The organism is Agarivorans sp. Z349TD_8 (genome assembly GCF_050870825.2).
GTDB lineage: Bacteria > Pseudomonadota > Gammaproteobacteria > Enterobacterales > Celerinatantimonadaceae > Agarivorans.
On sequence record NZ_CP194037.2, the window covers coordinates 4,696,834 to 4,715,158 of the forward strand.

An 18,325-nucleotide genomic window follows, 5' to 3' on the forward strand; every position below is an offset into this window, starting at 1 on the left:
CCGTTCTCAATCATCCATCCCTTCATCCCGTGAGCCAACTCGCGAGTAACTTCATTAAACTAGCCTATCCTTAGAAGAAACAAGTCATTGGAGTTGGTTTATGGACATGACACTCACCTTTTTAGGAGCCACCGAAGAAGTCACGGGGTCTTGTCACTTACTCACCATCAATGATCGCCAGATCCTATTAGATTGCGGGTTGATCCAAGGCAGCAAAACTGATGCCCTACGCAATCATCAAGACTTCGATTTTGATCCGAGTCGCATCGATGCTGTCATTCTTAGTCATGCCCACATCGACCATTCCGGGCGGATCCCACAACTGGTGAAATCAGGTTTTAGCGGGCCGATCTACACTCATAAGGCCTCGGCAGAACTATCCGAAATCATGCTCAAAGATGCCGCCATGTTGCAGCAACGCGACACCGAACGAGTCAATAAGAAGCGATTGAAAAACAATCTTCCCACGATCGATATACTTTATGACGAACGCGATGTCGAACAAGCAATAAAGCAGTTCTTACCCATTACCTACGGACAAAGAGTCAGCATTTTCCCCGGTATTGAACTGCGCCTCTCCGATGCGGGGCACATCCTTGGCTCTGCTTTGGTCGAACTATGGTTAACCGACCCCACCGGTCAGAAAAAAATTGTCTTTAGTGGTGACCTAGGCCGAGAGGGCATGCCAATTCTTAACGATCCGGTTGCCATTGATGATGCCGATTTAGTATTAATGGAAAGCACCTACGGCGATCGTTTTCACCGCTCTTGGGAAGAAACCATCACCGAACTGGAACAAATATTTGCCGCTGCGATCAGCCATAGTCAAGGTAATATTTTACTCCCCGCTTTTTCGGTGGGCCGAGCCCAAGAATTGCTCTACCTATTTCATCTTTATGCCAAACAATGGGATTTATCTCGTTGGAAGGTTTGCTTAGATAGCCCAATGGCGATAGAAGCAACCAAGGTATACATTAATAATTATCCGGTAATGGATGATGACTTTAAGCGCTTTACTCGGCAACACCCTGGCGAGCATCCCTTATTGTCTAATGTTGAATTTATAGAAAGCACCGAAGAGTCGATGGCGCTCAACGATATCAATCACGGTTTGATCATCATCGCTGGCAGCGGCATGTGTAATGGCGGCCGGATCCGTTGCCACCTAGAGCATAATCTTTGGCGCAGCGAATGTGATGTCATTATATGCGGCTATCAAGCAATTAGCACTCCCGGAAGGCTACTGGTTGATGGGGCAGATTACCTCACCATTCATGGTAAACCAGTGAAAGTGGCGGCTAAACTACATACCGTGGGCGGTTTATCTGCCCATGCAGACCAAGCGGAACTCATCGCTTGGTATCACCAATTTAAAGCGAGCCCTCCCTTAATTTTAGTACATGGCGAACCACTAGCTCAACAAGGTTTAATCGCCGCTATCAATGAGCAACTCAGTCCACCCCCCAGAGCCTTAGTCGCCGCAAAACGCGGCGATAAACTAGACTTAAGCGCCTTGCCAAAGCTGGTTTGGCTGCCCTAAACAATATAATGATATATCGCCGCGAAATGGCAAGCGCAGCCCGCCACCACAAATACATGCCATATCGCATGGCTGTAGACTCGATGTTTAGCGACATAAAAAAGCGCGCCAATACTAAACAACAAACCGCCAACAGCTAACCAGACGAGACCTAGGGTGGCGATATTCAAGTACATAGGATAAGCGAGCACTAACGATAACCATCCCATAATGAGATAAGTGCTCAAGGAAATTTTAGGAAAGCGAGTGCCAGTGAGTAGCTTAAAAGCGACCCCAAAAATCGCGAGGCCCCATATGATCAACATCGATCCCCACGATAGCATCCCCTCAAAGCGAAGCAACAAAATAGGGGTATAAGTTCCGGCAATTAACAAGTAAATAGCAGAATGATCAAACAGTTTTAAGCCTGCCTTCCAAGTGACATTGCGACACCCGTGATACCAAGACGAAGCCAGGAATAATAGGATCAATGCGCTTCCATAGATTGTCACCGCGCTCACCGCCATCAAACCATTAGCCTTAATGATTAACATGACTAAACCGATGATCGCAATCAACAAAGCAATCCCATGAGAAGCAACATTCAGTTTCTCTTCACGCTCACTGTAGCCACTGGTCAATACGCTCATTTCGCAACCCATTTATCATCAACTGAATCAGCTTAAACTTTCAGCGTACAGTTGTACACTGAAAATAATATGAATTTTTATTGTCGTCGGACAGACATCATCACCGCATCTATAATGTGATTGATCATTAGTTTTTAAGTGCTTGAAATATTGAGTCTCACCGGCCGTTCAAGCGCTAAATCCTTCCCACCAAGAGTTCAAATTTCCGCCATAACGTATCGCAAAAAATTAACAAAGCGCCCGAGAGAGCCTGCATCATAAGCGTATTCAACTATAATTAAGGCACCAAACATCAATCACTTGCAGAGTTATGGAGAATGCGATGCGGCAACAACTTCCGCTGGCTTGGGCTCAATCGATAGCACTATGCCAAGACGTGAGCCAGCTAAACTTTGAACATCTGCTAAAGAACATTAGCAATGATCCTCAATTGCAAAAATTTGCGCCCGATGGGATCTGCCAAATCGACCCGCGCAACGGCAATTTAATTATCTATAATTCAGCGCGCGCCAAACGGATCCATACAACCAGCCCGCCGATAAACGTAAATACCAACCAAGCGTGCCCTATCTGTGAAGGTAAAAGCGCCGATATTTTAGATATTGCCGAACACAGTCAAGGTTTTACCTTTATCAATAAAAACCTGTACCCTATCTTTCATCCGATCAAGGAATTACCTCAAGAAGCCGCAGACTACTTTCAGCATCAAGATCCTTACCACAATGGTCGCGCCTCCTATGGCTTTCACCTCTTACAGTGGACCTCGTCGATCCACGAACTCGACTGGCATAACTTGCCCTATGCTGACGCCATGATTAGCTTTCAGCGATTGGCAGCTTTAGAGCAAAGCTTGCTGCATCAACCCACCGATTTTATGTCTCGTTCCGAAAGCAAAGTGGAACAACAGGTGGTCAGCGGATATGTCTCAATTATAAAAAACTATGGTGCCACCGCTGGGGCCTCACTGAGCCATGGTCATCAACAGATCGCTTATAGCAATATTTTGCCACAGCATTTTTTTAATAACCTACGTTTTAGAAAACGTCACAACCGCCCCTTCAGTCAATACATGATTGACGAAAACCCTAAAAAGCTATTAGTAAAAGACTATGGCGAGGTACAACTAATCGTGCCTTACTTCATGAAAAGACCACTAGACATGCTTTTGATCTTGAAAGACAACGAAAAACGCTACCTACACCAACTCAATCAACAACAGCAACAGCAATTAGTGCTGGGTATACAACAGGCGATTCGAGCAATCATGCACCTGATGGAACAGATGGGGATGAGCCCTGCCTATAATATGATTGTGAATAACGGGCCTGGCTGTGGTTTATACATCGAGTTTCTGCCCAAAACTCAGATGATGGGAGGCTATGAGCAAATCGGCTTATTCGTTTGCCAAGCCAACGCTTCTGATTCGGCCAAATTAATACGTCAACATATCGCAGCAGAATCCAACACCAAACAATTTTGCGCTGCAGACAGTGGCTAACGATAACGGTTTAAACCATAGTCTAAACACCACTCAAGCAAAATCCCCAGCAAACTGTGCGCAACGGAGAAATCATCCGTTCCGCAATATTTTATATCCCCGATGCTGCTACCTGAGCTTTTCAAGTGTTTGCGTAATTCTGGCAAAAAAAGAAAAGAAGTAATGCTGATATCCATCGCTATATTTCACGGCAAGGACTTGGTTACACTGCGCAGCTTAGGGCATGTGGTTTGACAAGGGGGCTTAATGCTTTGTCTAAGCTCGCCCTGGCGACACACTCATCGAGCATCATGCAGATCACCTCATCGTACGGCATCTGATTCGCAATTTCGCAAGCTCTTGGGAAATAACTAGTCCCATGATTCATTCCCGGAACTAAATTGGCTTCCATAAAATAACATAAGCCCTGTGCATCCATTTTGATATCTATTCGCCCAAAACCTCGCACACCTAAACCTACAAAAGCGGCAGCGGCCAAAGCCTTAACGGCACCAATATCATTCACTTCGATTTCCTGCAGCATTTCGCTATCCGATGTTTTAACTATCGCACCAAGGATCCGAAGCCCATTCGAAGATACTGGAGGAATGATTTCAATCGCCGATACCGTCATTTTATCGAGGCTGCTCTTAATAACAGCGACCGTATACTCCTTGCCAGCTAAATACTCTTCTACCAATACAGGCTGCTGGTATTGACCATATAAAGACATGACTTTTAACTCAAATTCTGCAAAGCTTTCCACAAAAGAATGATCATCAATGCCATTCCCATTGGCGGCATCCATTGGCTTAAGGAACAAGGGAAATGAAAACGGCAGATCTTCTTCTATCCGATATTGACCCGGTATTGCCATAAAATGCTTCGCTGTTTTAATACCGAGGCTCGCTAAACGCGCTTTCGCCGACACTTTGTTTGAATCATACCGTAGTGTTTCTCGATCCGAGCCGGAACAAATGATGTGATGCTGTTCAAAATACTCAGAAAACCACACATCGTTTTCACCGTCAATCGGCATATATTTTGCCGCTAAAACAAGCAAATCAGGCTTGCGGCTCACCACTCTCGCGAGATCATCTAAGGTTTCACATACTGTGAGTAAAACTGAATGCCCAATATTGATTAAAGAGGCTGACACATCCTCACAAGCGAACAACGAACCAAAGCCAGTTTCCTTCAGTTTTATATTTCTAGTGCTAATAATTTCTATGTTCATTTCCGATTTCCATTGGATTAGACCCAAGTTGGATCAATAGTCGTTGTTATGAAATAAATTCAAAGAAGATGGATTGAAATCACAACATCGACAGATGCGAATATCTGCTTATCAGGGTGAAAGGGGGGAGGGAGAAAAAGATAAGTCGTACAAAATAGCACAATTACCGATTTGTATATATCAAAGAAGCTGGAACCCTGAACAGTTTAGCAATCGTGAACGGACCCGCTTTAGCTAAACGCCATAAACCAGTAATAACCATCAACTATCAATTAAGACAAATCACTTATAGCTAGCTGCCATCACCAAGAGTAGTTAGACGCTCTTTGTAAAACCATGAAATAGACAGCGCTTTCGGTGCTGTCTATTTCACTTGATAAGGGAATCATGCCTTGCTTCAGGCTGCAACAAACAAGCTCGTAGCTTAGACTATTTGTGTCCAGTCAAATCTGTCGACTGAGAGCGGGTCCTGCTGGTGTTCTGCACCGAACTCTGTAAGTCCCGCTGAAAAGACGACTTATACATTTCGCGGTTATCCTGTTTTAAGCGACTAAAGGTATTCGGCGCCGAATGCTGTAAGTCCATGCTGTCTTTTATACTCTGCCCGACGCCTGTCAGCGCACCATAAGTCAATAAGGCTAAGGACAAACGAGGGTTACCAACCACCCTTGAGAGAGGCTTGGTGAACATCATCCGGGTCGGTAGGAAGCGGGCCGTTTTACCCACGCGGGTTTGCCGAGGAAACATTCGGTCCATCGCCTGATTGGTATTTTGCCGCTGTTGGTAACGATGGTAGAGCGAGAATGCCAATAAACTAGAGCCTAACACCGGTGCAATTTTTTCCTGAGTATAATCGACAGCGGCTCGACCACCGTGGGCCAGCTTGTTTCCAGAGTCCAACTCCTGATACCGCTCATGCATATTCCAAAAAGTACGTTTAGCTTCCCCCATTTTCTGCTTACCAAACTTAGTTGGACTCTGATACAGCTCCCACGGCTGCAACAACTGGGCTTTACGCTGCTGTAAATAGCGCATTGACTGATCCGGCTGAGTAAAGAGCCTTGCAATATTGCCAGGATGATAACGTTCCATTGTTTTAGAAGGCATTTTATCGCCCACACCACTGGCATAACCTTTCCCGTATCGAAGCAAACGTTCGCTATTATCGGCCAATACATCAACGCCCTTATTAAACACCGCTTTTTGGATACGTTGAGGTAGCCAGTCATCCTGGCTGCTCTTAAACTTAAGCATTTCTCTGCCTTTATTGTTGGCGACGACGGCAGATTCCTGAACGCTTGAATCTAACTGTTGGTGAAAGGTGTTACGACGTTGTTGGGTCCAGTCCTTCACGGAATCCAGATGCTGCCCGAAGGGCGAGGACTGTAAAAACGATTGCTGATAAGAGGATAATTGGCTCTGTAGCCGATTAACATTGCGGCTGAAAAACCGAGTGGTGTCGAATAAAGGTTTAAAAGGGACTGAACTTCCCTTTGCTTGCTCGTCCATAACTCACTCCGTAGAAGACTCTTGTTTAATTCACTGAAACAATTTTCGGGCCACAAGGTAGTAAGTTATTTTTAACTTATAAATCAAATGATTACATCTTTACTTATTGTCCACTAAAACGCTCTGGGTAAATTATCACCCGGCCAATCTCGAAACACACCCGCTCGATACCGATAACAATGTCTATCGCTGCACAGGACAGTCACACTCCCTAAATCAAAGGGACGCAATGCGTCCCTTTAAACACACTATCACGGCTTACAATTTAAAAGTTTTAACATCGCTATTGAGTTCTTCGGCATGCGTTTGTAAGGCTTGTGATTGTTTTAAGCTATTATTCGCTCTCGAGATCAGGTTTTCAGTCACATCTTGGATCGCCACTACATTTTGTGAAATTTCATTTGAAACATGAGTTTGCTCTTCTGCGGCGGTCGCAATTTGAGTAGCCATGTCTCGAATTAACGTCACCGAAGCAGTGATTTCTTCCAAGGCATCACTCGCCTTATCGGCATCATCCACCGATCCGCTAGCTAGCTCAGAGCTACTAGCCATCAGCGAGACAGCGCGCTCGCTAGTTTTTTGTAGCAGATCGATGGTGGCTTTAATCTCTTCGGTAGAAGTATGCGTGCGTTGCGATAATACTCGAACCTCGTCGGCAACCACTGCGAAACCACGCCCCTGTTCTCCAGCTCTAGCTGCCTCAATCGCCGCATTTAAAGCCAGTAAGTTGGTCTGCTCGGCAATCCCTTGGATTGTGGTTAATACAGTACTGATTTCCATGGCATGTTGACTTAAATCGGCGATCACCGAACTTGCTTCCGTCACCTCGTTGGCCAGCCGGTTGATCGAAGCCTTGCTATTCACCACCAACTCATGACCATGGTTTGTGCTACTTGCCGAATCGTGAGTGGCCTGTGCTGTTCTATCCGCATGCGAGGCGATCTCGACTGTGGCCGAGGCCATCTCGGTCACAGCAGTCGCAACCATAACAATTTCTTGCTGCTGGCCTTCAATTTCTGCAACCGTCTCATTGGCGCTACGAATACCTAATTCTGATTGCTGTGTTAACTGGATCGACTGCTGCTGCACATGGCTGATCAGCTGCTGCAGACTTGAGACAAAAATATTAAAGTTATTGGCCAGCTCACCCACTTCATCTTGATTATCGATATCGATCCGCTGAGTTAAATCACCACTGCCTTGAGCAAACTCGGCTAAGGCACTCGACACTCGCCCCAATGGTTTGAATAAGATGTTACACAACAAATTGAATAAAATGACACACACAACCACAACCGCCAGAGTCGCCATCACTTGTCCCCAAACTGCTGCAAACAAGGGCTTAACCAACGAATCGTGATTCACCACAATCACCGTCGCCAAATTAGTACCGACGATAGCTTTAGCAAATAAAACAAACTGCTCACCCTGGATATTCACCGAGGCAGTTTTACCGACACGCAATGCATTTTGGATATCTGCGTAGTTTAAACCCCGCTCTGCCACCGATTTATTTAATAACTTAGTGTCTGAATACACGAAAAACTGGCCTTGCTGGTTCACGATGAACATGTCCCCTTGGCCCGGTAAAATCACTTTATCCAGAGTATTCATAATATCGGTAATTTCAACATCTGCGCCCAAGACTACTTGTTGACCATTCAGCCTTAAAGCTTTACCCAATGACACCACATTGGCCCCAGTGGCCGCGGCTACGGTTGGGTTATCCATAAAAACTTCACTCGGCTTGACCTTCGCATTGATATACCACCCCCACTGACGCGGGTCATTGTTGCCGGCTGGCAATACCACGCCATTGGCATTTTTTTGCGAACCATCGGGATATGCGAGGAACACATTATCGAAGGCTCCCGAATCACGAATTTGTTGTAAATGCAGTACCAGTTGTTGCTCTTGAGCGGCTTCACTCAAAGATGTCAAAGCCCGTTCTTTAGATAGCAACCAATTGCTTACGTATTGATTATAAGCAGTCGAAGAGCTAAGTAGTCGCTGCTCCACATCATAATCGAGGCGCGACAAAGATGCCCTGAATGATAAAGCTTCTACTAGTAATCCACCCAAAATAATCGCCAAGCTAGCAGAAATGGCGAGTTTATTTTTCAGGGATATTTTTTTAAACATTCATAACCTCTATTGGGAAAAAGAAACAGCTATGCCCGCCTAACGGCGGTCGACACGATGTCACGGTGGGCATTGAACAATATGATCATCGACAAAGTCAATCGATGAGAATTCTTGGCTTGATTCTCCATCACAGCCCAAGATATTGAGCATTATAACTTTAAATATTTAACAACGCAGGTTTATCATCTACCAGCGTGAGCAAGATTGAATTAAACGTGATCTTTGACTAAATCATACCTCTGACCCGCAGCCTCATGAAACGCAACGATCAAGCTCCAAGCGTAACGTTAGGCCAAACAATAGCGACAAAAAAACCACTCAATAGAGCGGCTTGATCAGTGTCGCTTAAAGTGGCTAAAAACTTAAACACTCATCCAACGTTTTACATCCGCCTCATCGACGTCCTCTTTACGACCTTGCAAGACCACATTACCTCGATCGAGTACGGTGTAATGGTCGGCCAAAGCCACCGCAAAATCAAAGTACTGCTCTACCAATACAATCGCCATTTCACCGCGATCGCGCAGCAGCGCCAGTACTTTTTGAATATCTTTAATAATTGAAGGCTGAATGCCTTCAGTAGGTTCATCGAGCATCAACAACTTTGGCTGCATAATTAAGGCCCGAGCAATCGCCAGTTGTTGTTGCTGCCCGCCCGATAAATCACCGCCGCGACGGCTGAGCATTTGCTTCAATACTGGAAACAAACGAAAAATTTCATCGGGAATAAAACGTTCCGACTTCGGCAGCACCGAAAAACCAGTTTTCAAGTTTTCCAGAACCGTTAACTGACCAAATATTTCGCGCCCCTGCGGCACAATGGCAATGCCTTGCTTGGCACGCTGTGCGGCCGACAGTTTACTAATATCTTTACCGTTAAACATGATGCGACCGGCACTAATTGCTTGTTGGCCCGCCAGCGCCTTCAGCAAGGTGGTTTTGCCCACCCCATTACGACCCAGTACACAGCTGATCTTGCCCGCTTCAGCGTTCAAATCCACACTGTATAGCGCCTGACTAGCGCCATAGTGACTATTCACTTGAGAAAGTTCTAACATTTATCCACCTTACATAACGCTTGGCTGGCGGCACTGTGATGGCAGCCTGATTGACAAAATTCCAACATCAATTACGACCTCCTAGCGCCCTAAATAAACTTCAATCACTTGCTGGTTTTGCTGTACCTGCTCAAGAGTGCCTTGAGCTAATACCGAACCTTCATGTAATACCGTAACCGGACAATCGAGGGCTTTTACAAAATCCATGTCATGTTCAACCACCACCAGCGAGTGCTTCTTGGCCAGTTGTTTAAATAACTCGGCGGTTAAAGCGGTTTCTTCATCGGTCATCCCAGCAGCCGGTTCATCGATAAGTAACAACTGCGGTTCCTGCATAATTAACATGCCAATTTCCAACCACTGTTTTTGTCCATGCGACAGCGAGCCTGCCTGCCAATCTTGTTTATCGGCTAAGCGGATTAAGGCCAGCGTATCGTCAATGGTTTTATGAGCACGCCTGGAGAGTTTATGCAACAAGGATTCAAACACCCCTCGATGCCCAGCGAGGGCTAATTCAAGATTTTCAAAGACCGAGAGATTTTCAATCACCGACGGTTTTTGAAACTTACGACCAATTCCCAAATTAGCAATTTCAGCTTCATCATATTGAGTCAGGTCCACATCATTATTAAAAAATACCGAGCCTTCATCGGGACGCAACTTGCCAGTAATCACATCCATCATGGTGGTTTTACCCGCGCCATTGGGGCCAATAATCGCCCGCATTTGACCCGGCTCAAGGATCAACGACAAACTATTCAAGGCTTTAAAGCCGTCGAAGCTTTTGCTGACACCGTCCACATATAAGATTGTGTCTTGAGGAATATGTACGCTACGCATTCACCACTCCTTCACTTTTTTTGCCCGATTTAGCTGTTGGGCTAGCTTGTGCGTTTGCTTGACTATCGGAAGTTGTCATTACAGGCTTTCGCGCAGAATGAGCGGCGAACTTGGCCTTAATACTGGCATATAAGCCCACGACGCCCTTGGGAAGCCACAAAGTCGTCACCACAAATAAACCGCCTAAGAAAAACAACCACAGCTCGGGGAAAGCGCCCGTAAACCAAGACTTACCAAAGTTCACCAACAGTGCGCCAAAGATGGCGCCAAATAAAGTGCCGCGACCACCTACTGCCACCCAAACAATGCTCTCAATCGAGTTGAGCGGTGCAAATTCGCCAGGGTTAATAATACCAACCTGTGGCACATACAGCGCCCCCGCAACCCCCGCTAACATCGCCGAAACCACAAATACAAACAATTTGAAACGTTCCACCCGGTAACCGATAAAGCGCGTCCGGCTTTCACTATCGCGCACCGCAATTAATACTCGCCCCAGCTTGGAATTAACAATCCAGCGACAAAGCAGATAAGCCAGCGCTAATGCCAACGCACTCAAAGCAAACAATACCGCACGGGTACTCTCCGCCTGCAAACTAAAACCAAGAATATCTTTAAAATCGGTTAAGCCGTTGTTACCACCAAAACCCATGTCGTTGCGGAAAAATGCCAACATCAGGGCGTAGGTCAGGGCCTGGGTAATAATCGACAAATACACGCCGGTCACTCGGGAGCGAAAAGCCAGGTAACCAAAAATAAAGGCCAAAATACCCGGTGCTAAAAACACCATTAACATGGCAAAGGGAAACCAATCAAAACCAAACCAGTACCAAGGCAACGCCGACCAATCGAGAAATACCATAAAATCTGGTAGCTCTGGGTTGGCGTATACCCCACGGTCGCCAATTTGTCGCATCAAGTACATACCCATGGCGTAGCCACCCAAGGCAAAAAATGCACCGTGCCCCAAACTTAAGATGCCGCAATAGCCCCACACTAAATCCACCGCCAGCGCGAGCAAGGCATAACACAGATACTTGCCTAACAGGGTAACCCAATAAGAGCTAAGATGGAGTGGGTTTTCCGGGCTAAGTGCCAGGCTCATGAAGGGCACTAAAACCGCCGACAATAACAAGGCCAGCAACATGGCGTTGCCAACTTTGTCTTTCACTAAAAATCGAACTAATACTGACTTCGGCATGAACTAGTCCTCCACCGTACGACCTTTCAAGGCAAATAAACCTCGAGGACGCTTTTGAATAAACAGAATGATGAAAACCAGCACCAAAATCTTGGCTAAGACTGCGCCAGCAAAAGGTTCCATTAACTTGTTCGCAACCCCTAAGGTCAGAGCTCCAATCACCGTACCAAACAGGTTACCCACACCGCCAAATACCACCACCATAAAGGAATCGATAATGTAATTTTGCCCCAAATTCGGGCCAACATTGGTCAACTGACTTAAGGCCACTCCAGCAATACCAGCAATGCCCGAGCCCAAGCCAAAGGTCATGGCATCCACCCAACTCGAGCGGATCCCCATTGAATTGGCCATCGCTCGGTTTTGCGTCACCGCCCGCATTTGCAGACCGAAAAAGGTCTTGCGCAAAATGGTCCATAACAGGGCAACCACCATAAAACTGAAAATAATGATGTACAGGCGGTTATAAGTCAGCGACAACACGCCGTTAATTTCCAACGAACCGCTCATCCATTGTGGGGTAATCACCGCTTGGTTCAAAGGGCCAAAGATACTGCGCACCGCCTGCTGTAGAACCAAACTTAAACCAAAGGTCGCCAACAAAGTTTCTAGCGGACGACCATATAAGAAACGGATCACCCCGCGTTCGATCAAAATCCCCACCAGCCCCGAAACCACAAAAGCCGCTGGGATCGCCACCAACAGCGACCATTCGATATGATGAGGCATCAACTGTTGCACCACATAGGTGGTATAGGCGCCGAGCATGATCATTTCGCCATGGGCCATGTTAATCACGCCCATCACCCCAAAGGTAATCGCCAGGCCAACCGCAGCCAGCAATAACACCGCCCCCAAACTCAAGCCAAAATAGATATTTTCAGCGACGCTATTCAGTTGCAATAACTGCTGGTTGGTCGCTATCGACTCGTTAATCGCGGCCAGCACCTTGGCGTCTTTTTCAATTGTTTGTTGTTTTACCAGTACATTACGTGAGGCAGGATCTAACTGACCAGACAATAGTTCGGCAGCCTCGGCACGCGCCGATAGATCGGCAAATTGCAGGTTAATGATCGCCTGCATTTCTTTAAGTTTGGCGATCACCGCCGGATCTTGCTCCAGCACCATACGCTTTTCGATGAGCCCAGAATATGAGCTATCTGCGTCATTCATTAGCGAGCGGATCGCCGCAATGCGCTGCTCGCTGGTCTCTGCATTCAAGCCGACCAACGCCAAACCATTGCGCAGTTGACGGCGAATTTTGTTATTCACGGTAATTTTCTTAATTGCCGTTTTTTTCAGGGAGCCTAAATCACTGCCATCAATTACCGAAGTAATGGCATATTGCTTACCTTTCTGCTTAGCGATAACCACTTGTTTGCTTGATTTGATGTAGTACAAGTTAGCGTCTAACAGACTTTGAAAAATTAAACTATTCCGTGGATCGGTAGTTTCTATAAGCTGTTCAATCGCTTGCTGCTTCTGGGTGTTTTTTTTGGTGGTTAAAGTCTGCACGGTCTGTGACCAATCGCTGGCTGGTGCTGCAAACAAAGCACTACTGAATAAAAGAGCCAACAACAGTGCGGAGAAACGAGATATGTATATGCTCAAAACAATCCCTACTTTCTATGGATAACAATTAAAAAAGGCGCAACCGAAGCAATTCAGTCGCGCCTTTCATTTAAGCACCGGAGGCGCTTAGCTGTTCAGGCGAACCGACTTAATAGTTCTGGCCTGAACATTGGCCGGTCTTAATATTGAAGTTGCCACAGCTAATTGGCGCGGTCCAATCAGCAACTAACAGGGCACTTTCAGGAAGATGGTTCGTCCAGGCATCGCCAATCACACCACCCATGGTTTGCCATACGATATCGAACTGACCATCGGCTTGAATTTCACCAATTAGCACTGGTTTGGTCAGATGATGGTTGGTATTCATCACGGCATATCCACCAGTGAGATTCGGTACGGTAATACCATACATCGCTTCTCGGACTTCATCGGTATCGGTCGTGCCAGCTTTTTCAACCGCTTCTGCCCACATTTGGAAACCGATATAAGTCGCTTCCATAGGATCATTGGTCACGCGTTTGTCATCACCGGTATAGGCTTTCCACGCGGCAATAAACTCATCGTTGGCTTCACTCTCAGCACTTTGGAAGTAATTCCATGCCGCTAGGTGACCCACCAAAGGAGTGGTATCAAAACCAGACAGCTCTTCTTCACCCACCGAGAAAGCCACCACAGGGATATCTTCAGCCGATATCCCCTGGTTGGCTAACTCTTTATAGAATGGCACGTTGGCGTCACCATTAATGGTTGAAACCACCGCGGTTTTTTTACCTGCGCCACCAAATTTCTTAATATCAGAAACGATAGTTTGCCAATCGGAATGACCAAAAGGCGTGTAGTTAATCATGATGTCAGCAGGCGCGACCCCTTTAGACTTGAGGTAAGCTTCTAGAATTTTGTTGGTGGTGCGTGGGTAAACATAGTCGGTACCGGCCAATACCCAACGTTGAACTCCTTCTTCACTCATCAAGTAATCCACGGCAGGGATTGCTTGCTGGTTAGGCGCGGCCCCTGTATAAAATACGTTTTTAGAGCTTTCTTCGCCCTCATATTGTACCGGGTAGAATAACATGCCATTCAATTCTTCAATCACAGGCAACACCGACTTACGCGACACTGAAGTCCAGCAGCCAAAAATTACATCCACTTTATCCTTGTCCAGTAATTCGCGTGCTTTTTCGGCAAACAACGGCCAGTTAGATGCAGGGTCAACCACCACCGGTTCCAGTTTTTTGCCTAACAAGCCACCTTTTTTGTTTTGTTGGTCAATCATCATCAGCACGGTATCTTTCAGTGTGGTTTCACTGATCGCCATGGTGCCTGACAAGGAGTGCAAGACTCCGACCTTGATAGTATCTGCTGCCTGAGCTGCGCTCATTGAAAAAGCTAAAGCTACGCCACTGGCGACTGTGGCTATTTTCTTCCATGTATTGTGTTGTGTCATTGCTATATTCCCTATTTTTGTTGCTTTTAAAGCATGCGATACCTCATGCATTGCTAGTCGAACTGCAGCACTGACCATGCCAACCAACCAAAATCATTATAAAACAATCAGTTAATCCCAGAGACAAAGCGAAACACAAGATCCTAATGCACAAGAATCGAACATTTGCCTCAAAAACATGCACCAGAATATTTTAGTGACTAATAAGTATTCATCTATTGCACCAAAAAAATGCGCTCGCACCATAAAGATCCACAATCAGGATAAGAATTTGTGACCAATACGCATTCAAGCTAGTGCTGCTTAGTACAAGAAAAGCTGGTTTGGTTCTTGCTGTATTTATCTAAATAAATAAGGTCAAAAACAACTAGTTAGCTAAAAAGGAATGATGTGAGTCAGCTTACTCAAGTCAAGCACAGCAGTACTCCGGCGCCAATTAAGCAAGGCTGGCTAGCCAAACTCGAGCTAGGTTTTGCGCCAATTGCGGCCAAGACTCGCTTAACCTTAAACCAGAGTATTGGCCCATTACGGGTGCAACGACCGTTTCACCCTGAGCGGCAAGCAAACGATTGTTGCCACGTTTACTTATTGCACCCACCTGGGGGCTTAGTGGCTGGTGACCAGTTACATATGAACGTAGCATGTGCCGAAGGCAGTAAGGTCTTACTCACCACTCCCGCCTCTGGCAAACTGTATCGCTCCAATCTTGCTCGCCAGCAACAGAGTCAACAACAGTTGTTTCACCTACAAACCAATAGCAGTTTGGAATGGCTACCACCGGAAACCATCGTGTTTAATGGCGCTCAAGGCCGTTTAGACAGTCACTTTAAGCTACATGGCAATGCCCAATTAATTGCCTGGGAAATCACCTGTTTAGGCCGTAAAGCCAGCGATGAAGACTTTGATCATGGTGAATTATTGCAATCGATTAAGGTTTATCGCGAGCAGCGTCCACTATTAATCGAGAATACTCGTATTCATAACGCAGTGAGTGCCAACAATCCAGCGGCGCTGGCAAGCAAACATGTCTATGCTTGTATGCTAGCCACCGTTGACCAGCTCAGTGAGGCCAAGCAAACCGAACTATTAGAACTTTTACGGGAGCATCTTAGCTGTCCACAGCTGGGGATCACCCTCGTCAGAGGCCTAATTATCTTGCGTTATTTAGGCGATCAGGCCGAAACCGTGCGTCAGCAATTTGAAGCAGCATGGGCGCTGATCCGCCCATGTACCCTAGGCCGAGAAGCCATAGCACCACGCATTTGGAATACCTAATTACTCACAAATTACGAGGCAAATATGGAATTAACACCAAGAGAGAAAGACAAGCTACTGCTGTTCACCGCATTTTTGGTTGCCGAGCGACGCAAAGACAAAGGCCTAAAACTCAATTATCCAGAGACCGTTGCCTATCTTTCAGCGCAAATCGTCGAAGGTGCCCGCGAAGGCCGAACCGTCGCCGAATTAATGAGTTGGGGAAGAACCCTGCTCAGCCGCGATGAAGTGATGGATGGCATCGCAGAAATGGTCCCTGAAGTGCAGGTTGAGGCCACCTTTCCCGATGGCACCAAACTTGTCACTGTGCATAACCCGATCCCTTAGGCATGGCCTCTAGCACCAACAACAAGGAACGACAGATGATACCTGGAGAACTAATTATTGAAGATGGTTGGATAGAGCTCAATCAAGGCTTAGCCACCACTAGCATCGATGTTGCCAATAGCGGCGATCGCCCGGTACAAGTGGGTTCACATTACCACTTCGCCGAGACCAATCCAGCCCTGCATTTTGACCGTAAGGCCGCCTTTGGCATGCGACTAAATATTGCAGCAGGCACCGCAGTCCGTTTTGAACCCGGACAAAGTCGCCAAGTAGAACTGGTTGCTTTAAGTGGTAAACGCGAAGTCTACGGTTTTCGTGGTGAAGTAATGGGTGCCTTAGATACCAAGGAGCAAGCATGAGCAAGATGGATAAACGCGCCTACGCCGAGATGTTTGGCCCAACGCTAGGTGACAAGGTGCGTCTAGGCGATACCGAACTCATCATTCAAGTCGAAAAAGATTACGCCCAATATGGTAGCGAAGTGAAATTTGGCGGCGGTAAGGTGATCCGCGACGGCATGGGGCAAAGCCAAGCCAGCTGTGCGATGGTACCCGATACGGTGATTACCAATGCCTTGATCCTTGATCATTGGGGCATTGTTAAAGCCGATATCGCGATTAAAGAAGGTCGCATTCAGGCCATTGGTAAAGCTGGCAATCCGGATATTCAAGATAATATTGATATCGAAATTGGTGCCGGTACCGAGGTGATCGCCGGTGAAGGACAAATTATAACTGCTGGCGGAGTCGACTCTCATATTCACTTTATTTGCCCGCAGCAAATCGAAGAAGCCTTAATGTCTGGCACCACCACCATGTTAGGTGGCGGCACCGGACCAGCCACAGGTACCAATGCCACTACCTGTACTCCGGGGCCTTTCCACTTAGGTAAAATGCTGCAAGCGGCTGACAGCTTTCCCATGAACCTAGGCTTTTTAGGTAAAGGTAACGCCAGTTTACCGCGCCCGCTAGAAGAACAACTGGTTGCCGGTGCCATGGGGCTCAAACTTCACGAAGACTGGGGCACCACCCCGATGTCTATCGACAACTGTTTAACCGTGGCCGAAAACTACGATGTGCAGGTGGCCATTCATACCGATACCCTAAACGAGTCGGGTTTTGTAGAGGATACCCTCGCCGCTTTTAAAGGCCGAGTGATCCATACCTACCACACCGAAGGCGCCGGTGGCGGTCACGCCCCCGATATCATTACCGCTTGTGGTTTAGACAATGTATTACCCTCGTCAACTAATCCAACTCGCCCCTACACGGTAAATACCGTGGATGAGCACCTGGACATGTTAATGGTATGCCATCACCTCGACCCGTCAATCCCAGAGGACGTGGCGTTTGCCGATTCACGGATCCGCAAAGAAACTATTGCTGCTGAAGATATTTTGCACGATTTAGGTGCCTTCTCGATGATTGCTTCCGATTCACAGGCCATGGGGCGGGTCGGCGAAGTGATTACCCGAACCTGGCAAACCGCGCATAAAATGAAGCAGCAACGCGGCTTACTCGAAGAAGATAAAGCTATAGGCTGCGACAACTTCCGCGCTAAACGCTACGTCGCCAAGTACACCATCAACCCAGCGATTACTCATGGTATTGCCCACGAAGTCGGCTCGGTGGAGGTGGGTAAGTTAGCCGACTTGGTGTTATGGAAACCAGCCTTCTTTGGCGCAAAGCCTTCACTCATCATCAAAGGTGGGGCAATTGCTGCGGCACCGATGGGCGATCCCAATGCTTCAATCCCCACTCCGCAACCGGTTCATTACCGGCCGATGTTTGGCGCCTATGGCAAGGCCATGAGCGAAACGAGGGTCACCTTTGTCAGTCAAGCGGCGCTGGACGCCAAGGTACAGGATACCCTCGGGTTACAGAGTCGCTTGGTAGCTTGCAAAAATACCCGCAACATCACCAAGAAAGACATGGTGCATAACCACTATCAACCCCATATGGAAGTAGATTCACAAACCTATGAAGTTCGTGCCGACGGCCAATTACTGGAATGTGAACCTGCAACCGAACTGCCACTGGCGCAGCGCTACTTTTTATTTTAAGGAGAGAAT

The 18,325-nt window shown here is 46.9% G+C and carries 15 protein-coding genes; 6 read left to right on the plus strand and 9 right to left on the minus strand.

Annotated features, from left to right (window positions below):
- Positions 1 to 100: 100 nt before the first annotated feature.
- A complete protein-coding gene (locus tag ACRRS1_RS21225) occupies positions 101 to 1,540 on the plus strand; it encodes an MBL fold metallo-hydrolase RNA specificity domain-containing protein (RefSeq protein ID WP_432464003.1) in 1,440 nt (479 codons plus the stop codon).
- On the opposite strand, the gene trhA is transcribed toward ACRRS1_RS21225, so the two are convergent.
- A complete protein-coding gene (gene trhA / locus ACRRS1_RS21230) occupies positions 1,537 to 2,169 on the minus strand; it encodes a PAQR family membrane homeostasis protein TrhA (protein ID WP_432455521.1) in 633 nt (210 codons plus the stop codon). The two genes, ACRRS1_RS21225 and trhA, sit on opposite strands and share 4 nt — an antisense overlap.
- A 322-nt stretch (positions 2,170 to 2,491) precedes the next feature.
- Between trhA and ACRRS1_RS21235 the strand changes: the two genes are divergently transcribed.
- Positions 2,492 to 3,667, plus strand: a complete 1,176-nt coding sequence (locus ACRRS1_RS21235; protein ID WP_432468777.1) for a hypothetical protein — start codon at positions 2,492 to 2,494, stop codon at positions 3,665 to 3,667.
- Between the two features lie 202 nt (positions 3,668 to 3,869).
- Here the strand turns inward: ACRRS1_RS21235 and ACRRS1_RS21240 are convergent, their stop codons facing one another.
- The 8 genes from ACRRS1_RS21240 to urtA all read right to left on the minus strand — a co-directional run bounded on the left by ACRRS1_RS21240 (position 3,870) and on the right by urtA (position 14,652).
- Positions 3,870 to 4,883, minus strand: coding sequence for a D-alanine--D-alanine ligase (locus ACRRS1_RS21240; RefSeq protein ID WP_432468776.1), 1,014 nt, complete (start codon positions 4,881 to 4,883; stop codon positions 3,870 to 3,872).
- Positions 4,884 to 5,312: 429 nt separating this feature from the next.
- Complete coding sequence (locus ACRRS1_RS21245; protein ID WP_432455519.1) at positions 5,313 to 6,392, minus strand: hypothetical protein; 1,080 nt, start codon at positions 6,390 to 6,392, stop codon at positions 5,313 to 5,315.
- Positions 6,393 to 6,650: 258 nt separating this feature from the next.
- Positions 6,651 to 8,534 (minus strand): methyl-accepting chemotaxis protein, encoded by a 1,884-nt coding sequence (locus tag ACRRS1_RS21250; RefSeq protein ID WP_432468775.1) that lies wholly within the window; start codon positions 8,532 to 8,534, stop codon positions 6,651 to 6,653.
- 365 nt (positions 8,535 to 8,899) lie between these two features.
- Complete coding sequence (gene urtE / locus ACRRS1_RS21255) at positions 8,900 to 9,595, minus strand: urea ABC transporter ATP-binding subunit UrtE (protein ID WP_432455517.1); 696 nt, start codon at positions 9,593 to 9,595, stop codon at positions 8,900 to 8,902.
- 81 nt (positions 9,596 to 9,676) lie between these two features.
- On the minus strand, positions 9,677 to 10,435 hold the full coding sequence (gene urtD / locus ACRRS1_RS21260) for an urea ABC transporter ATP-binding protein UrtD (protein WP_432455516.1): 759 nt from the start codon (positions 10,433 to 10,435) through the stop codon (positions 9,677 to 9,679).
- Positions 10,428 to 11,636, minus strand: a complete 1,209-nt coding sequence (gene urtC / locus ACRRS1_RS21265; RefSeq protein ID WP_432455515.1) for an urea ABC transporter permease subunit UrtC — start codon at positions 11,634 to 11,636, stop codon at positions 10,428 to 10,430. The genes urtD and urtC overlap by 8 nt, the downstream gene beginning before the upstream one ends.
- Positions 11,637 to 11,639: 3 nt before the next feature.
- Complete coding sequence (urtB, locus tag ACRRS1_RS21270; RefSeq protein ID WP_432460411.1) at positions 11,640 to 13,247, minus strand: urea ABC transporter permease subunit UrtB; 1,608 nt, start codon at positions 13,245 to 13,247, stop codon at positions 11,640 to 11,642.
- 109 nt (positions 13,248 to 13,356) lie between these two features.
- Entirely contained in the window at positions 13,357 to 14,652 is a 1,296-nt protein-coding gene (gene urtA / locus ACRRS1_RS21275; protein WP_432460412.1) for an urea ABC transporter substrate-binding protein, read from the minus strand.
- Positions 14,653 to 15,042: 390 nt separating this feature from the next.
- On the opposite strand from urtA, the gene ACRRS1_RS21280 reads away from it, so the two are divergent.
- From ACRRS1_RS21280 to ureC, 4 genes are read left to right on the plus strand one after another with little or no spacing between them, the layout of a single operon-like run.
- Positions 15,043 to 15,927 carry an urease accessory protein UreD gene (locus tag ACRRS1_RS21280; RefSeq protein WP_432468774.1) on the plus strand — a complete coding sequence of 295 codons (885 nt, stop codon included), beginning with the start codon at positions 15,043 to 15,045 and terminating at the stop codon, positions 15,925 to 15,927.
- A gap of 24 nt (positions 15,928 to 15,951) precedes the next feature.
- Entirely contained in the window at positions 15,952 to 16,254 is a 303-nt protein-coding gene (gene ureA / locus ACRRS1_RS21285; protein WP_432455511.1) for an urease subunit gamma, read from the plus strand.
- A gap of 35 nt (positions 16,255 to 16,289) precedes the next feature.
- On the plus strand, positions 16,290 to 16,613 hold the full coding sequence (locus tag ACRRS1_RS21290) for an urease subunit beta (protein ID WP_432455510.1): 324 nt from the start codon (positions 16,290 to 16,292) through the stop codon (positions 16,611 to 16,613).
- Positions 16,610 to 18,316 carry an urease subunit alpha gene (gene ureC / locus ACRRS1_RS21295; protein WP_432455509.1) on the plus strand — a complete coding sequence of 569 codons (1,707 nt, stop codon included), beginning with the start codon at positions 16,610 to 16,612 and terminating at the stop codon, positions 18,314 to 18,316. Before ACRRS1_RS21290 ends, ureC begins: the two co-directional genes overlap by 4 nt.
- Positions 18,317 to 18,325: the final 9 nt, after the last annotated feature.

Bases quoted from the DNA above. Each gene is read 5' to 3' on its own strand.
- ACRRS1_RS21225 (WP_432464003.1), top strand. From the start codon at position 101: ATGGACATGACACTCACCTTTTTAGGAGCCACCGAAGAAGTCACGGGG.
- trhA (WP_432455521.1), bottom strand. From the start codon at position 2,169: ATGAGCGTATTGACCAGTGGCTACAGTGAGCGTGAAGAGAAACTGAAT.
- ACRRS1_RS21235 (WP_432468777.1), top strand. From the start codon at position 2,492: ATGCGGCAACAACTTCCGCTGGCTTGGGCTCAATCGATAGCACTATGC.
- ACRRS1_RS21240 (WP_432468776.1), bottom strand. From the start codon at position 4,883: ATGAACATAGAAATTATTAGCACTAGAAATATAAAACTGAAGGAAACT.
- ACRRS1_RS21245 (WP_432455519.1), bottom strand. From the start codon at position 6,392: ATGGACGAGCAAGCAAAGGGAAGTTCAGTCCCTTTTAAACCTTTATTC.
- ACRRS1_RS21250 (WP_432468775.1), bottom strand. From the start codon at position 8,534: ATGTTTAAAAAAATATCCCTGAAAAATAAACTCGCCATTTCTGCTAGC.
- urtE (WP_432455517.1), bottom strand. From the start codon at position 9,595: ATGTTAGAACTTTCTCAAGTGAATAGTCACTATGGCGCTAGTCAGGCG.
- urtD (WP_432455516.1), bottom strand. From the start codon at position 10,435: ATGCGTAGCGTACATATTCCTCAAGACACAATCTTATATGTGGACGGT.
- urtC (WP_432455515.1), bottom strand. From the start codon at position 11,636: ATGCCGAAGTCAGTATTAGTTCGATTTTTAGTGAAAGACAAAGTTGGC.
- urtA (WP_432460412.1), bottom strand. From the start codon at position 14,652: ATGACACAACACAATACATGGAAGAAAATAGCCACAGTCGCCAGTGGC.
- ureA (WP_432455511.1), top strand. From the start codon at position 15,952: ATGGAATTAACACCAAGAGAGAAAGACAAGCTACTGCTGTTCACCGCA.
- ACRRS1_RS21290 (WP_432455510.1), top strand. From the start codon at position 16,290: ATGATACCTGGAGAACTAATTATTGAAGATGGTTGGATAGAGCTCAAT.
- ureC (WP_432455509.1), top strand. From the start codon at position 16,610: ATGAGCAAGATGGATAAACGCGCCTACGCCGAGATGTTTGGCCCAACG.